This window comes from uncultured Stenotrophomonas sp. (assembly GCF_963519925.1).
GTDB lineage: Bacteria > Pseudomonadota > Gammaproteobacteria > Xanthomonadales > Xanthomonadaceae > Stenotrophomonas > Stenotrophomonas maltophilia_AE.
Window position 1 is genome coordinate 1 of the sequence record NZ_CAUQPH010000142.1, and the last position, 8,771, is coordinate 8,771.

The window sequence follows — 8,771 nt, forward strand, 5'->3', positions numbered from 1 at the left end:
GGCGTACCCGGCGCAGCGTCGGTGCCGGGGGCACGGCGGAACAACGAATCCACCCAGTAGCCCAGGTCGCCCTGCTCCGGGTCCATCGCGACGGCCGAACCAGCGCCTGCGGCTGCAACGCCGGCGGTCGACGCGGCGGCACCGGCGGTGGCACCAGCCACCTTGGCCCCTGCACCCAGCACGCCGCCAATGGCGGAGGTCAGCAGGCCGGCGGTGAGCAGCGTTGCCACGGCCCACGAGGCGAAGCCATGCGCAGTGTCGCGGAAGTAGGTTTCATCGCCGTGCAGGCGGGTCCACTTCGTGCGCAGGCGGCCGGCCAGGTAGCCGCCCAGGCCAGAGGCCGCGAGTGCAGTGAAGGTCAGCCAGGCAATGCTGGCCCAGCCGAACGTTTCCTTGGTAACGCCTTCAAACGACCACGGCGACACCGAGGAAAGGCCCAGGCCGACGCCCAGGATCAGCAGGATCATCGACAGCGCTGCAGCCGCCACCGCGCCGACAAAGATCGCGCTCCACGACACGGCGCTTTCCGGTGTCGCTGGAATGACCGTGGTTTCATTGATGACCGCAACGTCGGGGCCTGCTGCGCCGCGTTCCGGGTAGTCGATTCGGGTGTTCATCGGGTCGTGCTTCTCCGTTCTCATGCTGCGGGTGCAGCTGTGAAAGCGAGGCTGCGCGAAGCGAGGTGAAAGCGGTGAGACCCGATTATCTGCACGGTGTGCAGGCGCACCTTCGGTCAGTCGTTGTCGCCCTGTACGCGTGGCAAGGCCAGCTCGAAACTGGCACCCGCGCCAGGGCTGGAGCTCACGGTCACGAAACCACCGGCCTGGCGCACCGCGCTGTGCACCTGCGGCAAGCCCAGGCCCGAGCCCTCGCCCGGCGGCTTGGTGGTGAAGTACACCTCGAACACGCGCGACAGCACGTCGTTGCTCATGCCGCAGCCGGTGTCGGATACGGTGAGGGTGACGTACTCGCCCGGCACGCGGGTGCTCGTGCCGCCGCCCTCCGCAACGCTGAGCCGACCGGTGGTGACCCGGATGCTGTCGCCGGGCACGCAGGCATCGCGCGCGTTGACCACCAGGTTCAACAGGGCGCGCTCGAGCGTATTGCGGTCCACCATGGCGCAGCACGCCGGGTCGCTGGGATCGACGATCAACGCGATGCCCGCGCCCACCGCCTGCTCCAGCAGCGGCTGCATCTTCTTGACCAGAGCAGCCAGCTCGACCGGCTCGGGGCGGTACGGGTGTTGCCGGGCAAACCCGATGAGCCGCTGCGACATTTCCGCGCCCTGCTCCAGCGCGGCTTCGGCGATGTCCAGAAGGCGAGCGTTCTTCGGACTCAGTTCGCCACTGGCCATGACCACGTCGATCGCCGCGGTGGCCGACTGCAGGAAATTGTTGAGATCGTGGACGACGCCGGCCAGCAACTGACCCACCGCTTCGCCTTTCTGGGCGTGGTCGGCAATCATTTCCGCAGCGCGCTGCGCCGCTACCGCGAAGTCACGGCCTTGGGCGACCTGGAAATGCCGCACTTCCAGCTCCTGGTACGCCAGGTTGGTGGCCAACAGGCGCGACTGGCTCCTGCGCAGTGTCTCGATCAGGTTTGCCTCGCGACTAGCCGCACTGGCGAGCAACGCACCCGCCTCATCGGCCTTGGCGTCGAACGCGGCGCCCAGCACATCGGCGGCGGCGAGCGCGGCATTACGCGCGGTCACATCGGAACTGACCGCCAGTACGCCCACGATGCTGCCGCCATCCCGCAGCGCGGCCACCCGCACGCGCCAGTCGCGCAGCATTCCCTTGCCATCCAGCGCGGAGGCTTCGAATTCAACCTTGCCGCCCCGCACCGCGGCGGCCAGCGCCTGCTCGACCAGCGGCTGCGCGAGCGGCGGCCACATCGCCTTCCAGTCCCTGCCCAGCATGTCTTCAGGCTGCGTGGCCCGGAACAGCTTCAGACCATTGTCATTGATGGCGACTACGACCCCGTCAAGGTCCAGCTCTTTGATGCAGTCCTCGGACAGGTCCACGATCTGGCGGTATCGATCCATCAATCCATCGTTGCAGCGGTGATGGGATCATTATCACCGCGTGATCCCTGCGTGAGTGGCGGCCGAGTGCCAATCTTTCAGGCTTCAAGCTGAACTGTTCATTCCCATCCAGCCTCCGGCCGTCTCACTTCGCCGCGTCGGCGGCCAGCAGGTACTTCAAGCCCTTCGTCAGCCCGCGCGGGGCGACGCTGAGATGATCTTCATCATTCAGCACGTCAAGCTGCAGGCGCAGCGATGGATAGCGGTGCGCACGCAGAGCGGCGTCCATCCGCCCTGCGTCGGCCACCATGTCGGCATCGTTGCCGAAGGCCGGGGTTTCCCGCTCGCCTACATACATGTACACGCACGCGGGCAGGTCGTCGTGGGCGCTGGCATGGTCCCTCTCGAAACGCTCCATCACCTGCTTGTCGTACCAGTACGAGGGGCTGCCGAGGATGTACCCCGCAAACAGGCCCGGGTCGGTAAACAGGATCTGGGTGCCCAACAGCGCGCCGTAGGAGTGTCCCAGCAGCAGGCGTTGGGTTTCGTCGGTACGGTAGCGGCCGGCCACGAATGGCAGCACCTGCTCGCGCAGGTATGTGATGTAAGGCGCCGCTTCGCCGTGCACCGCCTCCGCGGGCGCGCTGCTGGGCCCCTTGCGGGTGGGCGTGTAGTCGCGGCGTCGGCTGGTCACGCCATCGTCGCCGACCGCATAGGACAAGCCGACCAGGATGAACTCCTGCAGCTTCGGTCCCTCCACATTGAGGCGGCGGCCGATCTGCCGCGCCAACGGGAATGCGTAGTCGGCATCGGTGACATACAGCACCGGGTACCTGCGCCCGGGCGATTCGGCGTATGACGCGGGAAGCGCGACGAACACCTGGTAGGTGCGGCCGGACACCGGATCCTTCACGTCCCAGACTTCGCTGCCGACCACCTCATACGGCGCGCCGGCGGCGCGCTGCCCACCCAGCGCGGTGGCCTTGTCAACGCTCGGCGCGAGTGGCGCCGGACGCGGTGCCGCAGCGGCGGCGGATTGAGGGGCCTGGGCGCACCCGGCCAGCATCGACAGAACCACAACACCCACTGCCAGATAGTTCAACGCTTCATCTCCATGGTGAACCTGACACCGCCTCCCGTGGCGGCCATCGGGATCATACAAGACCCGTCAAAGGATCCTTCCATGCCCAGTTCCGATGCAACTTCCTCCACCCCCGTTGCCGACGGCCGCTTCGATGCCATCATCATCGGCACCGGCCAAGCCGGCCCTGCACTGGCGGGCCGCCTGCACGAGACGGGCATGCGGGTGGCGATCATCGAACGTCATCTGGTTGGCGGCACCTGCGTGAACACCGGTTGCAAGCCGACCAAGACACTGGTGGCCAGTGCGTACGCCGCGCACACGGCCCGACGCGGCGCGGAGTACGGCTTCTCCAGCGGACCGATTACCGTGGACATGGGCGTGGTGGCCGCACGGGCACGCAAGGTCATCCTGGACTCGCGTAGCAGCAATGAGCACTGGCTGGGCGGAATGGCGGGCGTCGAACTGATCCGGGGCCATGCGCGCTTCGATGGCCCGGACGCCGTGGTGGTGGACGGCGTGCGGCTGACCGCGCCGCGCATCTTCATCAACGTGGGCGGGCGTGCAGCGGTGCCGGACATGCCCGGGCTGGCGGAGGTGCCGTACCTGACCAACAGCAGCATGGTCGCGCTGGAGACCCTGCCCCGCCACCTGGTGGTGGTCGGTGGGAGTTACATCGGGCTGGAATTCGCGCAGATGTATCGACGCTTCGGGGCGCAGGTCAGCATCCTGGAGCGGTCCGACCGCCTGATATCCCGCGAGGATCCGGATGTATCGGAGGCGGTGCGCGCGATCCTGGAGGCCGAAGGCATCGCGGTGCACACCGGGGTGAGCGACATGACGTTCGCACGCCACGCCGATGGCATTTCGGTTGCGGCCGGTACGGCCGAGGTGATTGGCAGCCACCTGCTGATCGCCATCGGGCGGCGTCCGAACACCGACGACCTGGGCCTGGACAAGGCCGGCATCAAGACCGACGAACGCGGCTACATCACGGTGGACGACCAGCTGCAGACCTCCGTGCCCGGGGTCTGGGCGCTGGGCGACTGCAATGGCCGCGGCGCCTTCACCCATACCGCGTACAACGACTTCGAGATCGTGGCGGCCAACCTGCTCGACGGCGAAGAGCGGCGGGTAAGCCAGCGCGTGCCCGGCTACGCGCTCTACATCGACCCGCCGTTGGGGCGGGCCGGCATGTCGGAAACCGAGGCGGCGCGGAGCGGGCGCCCGCTGCTGGTGTCCAAGCGACCGATGACCCAGGTCGGCCGCGCCGTGGAAAAAGGCGAGACCCAGGGCTTCATGAAGGTGGTGGCCGATGCCGGCACGCGCCGCATCCTGGGCGCGGCGATCCTCGGCACTGGCGGGGACGAGGCCATCCACGGCATCCTCGACACGATGAGCGCGGACCGGCCACTGGATGACCTGCGCTGGGCCGTGCCGATCCACCCGACGGTTTCCGAGTTGATTCCCACCCTGCTGGTGGATCTTGCGCCAGCCACCGATTGAGGATGCACCGGATGCGCAATGCCCGCCCTCTCCTGCTGTGCATCGGTCTGTGTTGCAGCCTGCTGCCGGCGCCGGCATGGAGCAGGCCGCGCACGCCCGACCAGCCGCCGCGTACGGAAACGGGCACCCTGCAGGGCGCCCCCTGGCGCATCGACGTGCCCGCGCACTGGAACGGCCAGCTGGTGATGTATGCGCATGGCTTCGAACCGGTCGGCACGCCGCGACCAGATCCCTGGCCGGCCAATCCCTGGACCGAAGCGCTGGGCAAGGCTGGCTATGCGGTGGCGCAGAGCGGTTACCGCAGCCAAGGCTGGGCGGTGAAGGATGCCATCGACGATCTGGAGCGGCTGCGTGCGCAGTTCCTGCGCGAGCATCCGGACACCCGCCGTACCTGGATCATGGGGTTTTCAATGGGCGGCGCGGTCGCCATCGCCACGCTTGAACGGCTACCCGCGCACTATGCCGGTGGCGCATCCCTGTGCGGGGCGAACCTGCCGGGCAGCGTACTGGCGGCGGAAATGCTGACCTCGCTGCTGGCCTTCGAGTACTTCTTCCCGAACGCGAAGGGCTTGCCCGTCGCAGGCCTGGCGTCGGCGGACGCGGCGACACTCCCACAGGGTGAGTTGTTTGCCACTATCGACGCTGCCGTGAAGGGCAACCCGAAGGCCGCAGCCGTGCTCGCGAGGCGGCTGGAAGTGACGCCGGACGAGCTGTCAGGCACGCTCAGCCTGCATGCGCTGGTGTTCCAGCAACTGCTCAAACGCGCCGGAGGCATGCCGACAGGAAATCGTGAAACGGCATACACAGGTTTTGGCGACGACAAGGCGTTCAACGCCGGCGTGCGAAGGGTGTCGGCAGACCCGGCGGCACTGGCCAGGCTGGACCGCGACCTGGCACTGACCGGCGCCCTCCGCCGGCCGCTGCTGGTTCAGTACAACCGCGAGGATCCCTCGGTGACGCCGCGCTTCGAGGCGGTGTATCCGGCGTTGGTGGCCAAGGCGGACGCTGCCGCGCAGCTCACCACATTGCCGGCTACCGGCACGGGCCACTGCGACTTCACTCCGGAGCAGATCGTCGACGCGGTCGTTACGCTGGGCAGGCCAACGGCACCGGCGCCGGCGCCGTTACCGGCCGCGGCGCGCTCCACTGGCGCAGCACCGCGCCCCTGAGGGCCTGTTCGCCGCACCCGGTGGGGCAGCGCAGCACGCGGGCGACCGAGGTGCTGATGAACCCCTGCCCTTCGTGCGCCTTGAACACCGACTCGCACGACAGGCAGCGGGCGACCATTGCGTACAGATGCACGATGCGTCCGCTGCACGGGTCCTGCAGGGCGTCCACGTCAAGCAGTTCGAACTGACAGGTGTCGGGATTCGGGCGGCGGGGCAAAGGCTGGGGAATGCGGGTCTGCAGGTTCACGTGTCGCACCGGAGCGGGGTCGGACCGACTCTAGGGATCGGGACGTGGAGTCCGCGTGCAGGGTGCTGCGAACGCAGCGCGAAAATCACGGAATGTCGCCGTGCTGGCGCTCGCGGACCTCTTCGATGTCGCGTTCCAGAAAATAATTCAGGAACGTCCGCACCACCGCGATGGCGGCAAGCTGGCCGATCGAGTCCCACGTGGTGTAAATGGCCGATTCCACGATATCCCCGGCCAGCTGCAGGGTAAGGCCGGCCACCAGCCAGCGGCCATATTCGAGCCACAAAGCCCTGCGCTCGGGATGGCTGCCACCGCGCACCATCAACAGCATCATCTTCGCGAACGCCTTGATCGTCGCCAGCGTGATCAGGATCAGGGCCAGCAACGCGATGATGGTGACCACCGGCTCGGTGAGTGTCACCAGCCAGCTCTGCAGCGGTAGCGGGTCCAGGGGGCGGGTGGTAGCAGCAAGGTACACGGGTCAGCTCCGGTGGATGCCGATCTCACGGCCTACATGTCCATGCAGAGGATCGCGGAGGCAGGCCGGGCGGCGCGTCAGTACTTCTACTTGCCCGCCGCCAGTGAAGAATGCACGGCGCGGTCGGATTGAGGATAGACACCTGCCGGAGCCCAACAGACATTCAAGCAACCCTCCCCGGCACGCCTGAAGGAGTTTCCGTGGCCGCTCGATACGTCCTGACCCAGTCCGGCTCGCAGTACCACTTTGTATTGAAAGCCGGCAACAACGAAGTGATCCTGCGCAGCGAGCGCTACACCGCCAGGCACAGCGCGCTGTCCGGCATTGGCTCGGTCCGCGCCAACTCACCCTACGACGACCGTTACCAGCGGACGTCCGCCGCCAATGGCCAGCCGATGTTCAACCTGCTCTCCGCCAACGGTGAAACCATCGGCACCAGCGAGACCTACACCTCCCCCAGCGCCCGCGAAATCGGCATCCGCTCGGTGATGACCAATGGCCCGGAGGCACCCATCGACGACCAGGCCTGAGGCCTGCTTCGCACCTGAGGCGGGCACTGGCAGCCGGGCGGGGGCCCGGCTATGTTATGCGCCTTCCCTGCCCTGGCCCCGGCCCTGATGAGTGCTTCCGCGTCCCCCCTTGCCGCCTGCGAGAACTGCACTGCTGCCCTGCACGGCGACTTCTGCCACCAGTGTGGGCAATCGGCACACAGCCCGGTACGCAGCTTCGGGCATGCGGTGGAGGAAGTGTTCGAGTCGTTCTGGCACCTGGACGGGCGCATCTTCCGCACCCTGCGCCAGCTGCTGCTGCCCGGCCGGCTGGCGGCCAGCTACCTGGCCGGGCATCGCGCGCGGTATGTGCCGCCGATGCGGCTGTTCGTGATCCTGAGCGTGCTGACCTTCTTCGTTGCCCGGCTCGCCGTGCATGTGGATGGAGGCACTTTCATCCAGCAGACCGCCACGCCGCCCGAAGTACCGGGCGCGTTCCAGGATGCGACCAGCAGCGCCGAAGTGGAACAGGTGCGGCGTGCGCTGGTGGCACCGTTGGCGCAGTCGCGGCAGGCCATGCCGGAGCGCCTGCGCGCGCCGCTGGACACGGCCATCGAGAAAGTCGAGAAGCAGGCGGTACGGCGCAACCAGGAACTGGCAGCGCAGCCGGCGGGCGTTGCCGCGACCGCACCGGTTGCGGTCAAGCCAAAGGCGCCGCCGTCCACGGGTGGGCATTCCAAGCCGGTGCAGATAGACGGGCTGCCGGACTTCGTGAACCACTGGCTGGACGGCAAGGCCGCTGCCATCCGCAAGAACCTGCCGCGGGTGAGCGAGAATCCGCAGCTGGCCGTGAATGCATTCTTCTCTTCGGTTCCGTCCGTGCTGTTCGTGCTGGTGCCGTTGTTCGCACTGTTGTTGAAGGTGTTTTACCTGGGCAGCGGCCGCCTGTACCTGGAGCACCTGGTGGTGGCGCTGTACAGCCATGCTTTCCTGTGCGTGGGCCTGCTGGGCGTCCTGCTGCTGTCGATGCTGGGTACCCCGCTGGCCGGAATCCCCGGCGCCGACATCCTGATCGGCCTGGCCATCGCCGGCGTGTTGGTGTGGATGCCGATCTACTTGCTGGTGATGCAGCGCCGGGTTTATGGGGAGTCCTGGCTGGTCACGTCGCTCAAGTTCACGGTGCTGGGCTGGCTGTACTTCAGTGTCGTCACGGTCGCTACGGCGCTGCTCGCGCTGGCCAGCCTGGCCAACATCTGATTCAGGGCGCGCGGCCGGGCGCTGCCGGTGGCGTGGGCTGCCCCTGGTCCAGCGCATGCCGGCCCGCCGGGGTGAGATCGATATCCGCGTCCTCGGCCTGCACGGCCAGTCCCGCGGTGACCGCCCACGTTGCGTCTTCGGCTGAAACCGGATCGGTGGCGTGGATCGCGCGCAGGACGGCGAGCTGGTGGTCGGTAAGGGTCATGGCCAGGCTTCTCCTTGAAGTGCGTCGACTCTAGCAAGCCGAACGTGAAGCGCTTGGATCGTGAGTTAAGTAGTTTTACGCGCCTGGGTTGCAGCTATTTCGGTGGAGCGTGATTGAAGCGGGCGTCATGCTCATCACCACTTCCGCCCGATGCAGGCTGCCCAGATGGCGACGTTCTACACCCCGGCTCGACATGCTCCGCATCTGGCCCGCCGGTTCGGCTTCGCACTGATCACCCTGTGCGCGTTGGCAGCGTGCGGCAAGCGCGAGCCCGACACGGCTGCCGCGACGCCCACCCCGGCCGCATCGGCCCCGCC

Annotated in this window: 9 protein-coding genes and 1 pseudogene; 4 read left to right on the forward strand and 6 right to left on the reverse strand. The window is 67.4% G+C overall.

What is annotated here, in order from left to right:
• The 3 genes and pseudogenes from RWO33_RS17185 to RWO33_RS17195 all read right to left on the reverse strand — a co-directional run.
• Positions 1–617 (reverse strand): annotated as a pseudogene (locus RWO33_RS17185) (hypothetical protein); the annotation flags it as partial.
• A 116-nt stretch (positions 618–733) separates the two neighbouring features.
• Positions 734–2,044 (reverse strand): PAS domain-containing sensor histidine kinase, encoded by a 1,311-nt coding sequence (locus RWO33_RS17190; RefSeq protein WP_260844056.1) that lies wholly within the window; start codon positions 2,042–2,044, stop codon positions 734–736.
• Between the two features lie 124 nt (positions 2,045–2,168).
• Entirely contained in the window at positions 2,169–3,089 is a 921-nt protein-coding gene (locus RWO33_RS17195; protein ID WP_314106400.1) for an alpha/beta hydrolase-fold protein, read from the reverse strand.
• Positions 3,090–3,206: 117 nt separating this feature from the next.
• Here RWO33_RS17195 and RWO33_RS17200 point away from each other — a divergent pair, with 117 nt between their 5' ends.
• Positions 3,207–4,610: an FAD-containing oxidoreductase gene (locus tag RWO33_RS17200; protein ID WP_314106388.1), complete on the forward strand. Its 1,404-nt coding sequence runs from the start codon at positions 3,207–3,209 to the stop codon at positions 4,608–4,610.
• Between the two features lie 11 nt (positions 4,611–4,621).
• A complete protein-coding gene (locus RWO33_RS17205) occupies positions 4,622–5,779 on the forward strand; it encodes a hypothetical protein (protein ID WP_314106390.1) in 1,158 nt (385 codons plus the stop codon).
• Here the strand turns inward: RWO33_RS17205 and RWO33_RS17210 are convergent.
• Entirely contained in the window at positions 5,697–6,026 is a 330-nt protein-coding gene (locus tag RWO33_RS17210; protein ID WP_314106392.1) for a hypothetical protein, read from the reverse strand. The two genes, RWO33_RS17205 and RWO33_RS17210, sit on opposite strands and share 83 nt — an antisense overlap.
• An 85-nt stretch (positions 6,027–6,111) precedes the next feature.
• Entirely contained in the window at positions 6,112–6,504 is a 393-nt protein-coding gene (locus RWO33_RS17215) for a DUF1622 domain-containing protein (RefSeq protein ID WP_314106393.1), read from the reverse strand.
• Between the two features lie 200 nt (positions 6,505–6,704).
• Between RWO33_RS17215 and RWO33_RS17220 the strand changes: the two genes are divergently transcribed.
• Together RWO33_RS17220 and RWO33_RS17225 are read left to right on the forward strand one after the other, a co-directional pair.
• Positions 6,705–7,034: a YegP family protein gene (locus tag RWO33_RS17220; RefSeq protein WP_314106395.1), complete on the forward strand. Its 330-nt coding sequence runs from the start codon at positions 6,705–6,707 to the stop codon at positions 7,032–7,034.
• 87 nt (positions 7,035–7,121) lie between these two features.
• Positions 7,122–8,249, forward strand: a complete 1,128-nt coding sequence (locus RWO33_RS17225) for a DUF3667 domain-containing protein (protein ID WP_314106397.1) — start codon at positions 7,122–7,124, stop codon at positions 8,247–8,249.
• A gap of 1 nt (position 8,250) precedes the next feature.
• Here RWO33_RS17225 and RWO33_RS17230 read toward each other — a convergent pair whose 3' ends face one another.
• Positions 8,251–8,454: a hypothetical protein gene (locus tag RWO33_RS17230; protein ID WP_314106399.1), complete on the reverse strand. Its 204-nt coding sequence runs from the start codon at positions 8,452–8,454 to the stop codon at positions 8,251–8,253.
• Positions 8,455–8,771 lie beyond the last annotated feature (317 nt).

Excerpts from the sequence above, each read along its gene's own strand:
- RWO33_RS17190 (WP_260844056.1), bottom strand. The coding sequence starts at position 2,044 with ATGGATCGATACCGCCAGATCGTGGACCTGTCCGAGGACTGCATCAAA.
- RWO33_RS17195 (WP_314106400.1), bottom strand. The coding sequence starts at position 3,089 with ATGCTGGCCGGGTGCGCCCAGGCCCCTCAATCCGCCGCCGCTGCGGCA.
- RWO33_RS17200 (WP_314106388.1), top strand. The coding sequence starts at position 3,207 with ATGCCCAGTTCCGATGCAACTTCCTCCACCCCCGTTGCCGACGGCCGC.
- RWO33_RS17205 (WP_314106390.1), top strand. The coding sequence starts at position 4,622 with ATGCGCAATGCCCGCCCTCTCCTGCTGTGCATCGGTCTGTGTTGCAGC.
- RWO33_RS17225 (WP_314106397.1), top strand. The coding sequence starts at position 7,122 with ATGAGTGCTTCCGCGTCCCCCCTTGCCGCCTGCGAGAACTGCACTGCT.
- RWO33_RS17230 (WP_314106399.1), bottom strand. The coding sequence starts at position 8,454 with ATGACCCTTACCGACCACCAGCTCGCCGTCCTGCGCGCGATCCACGCC.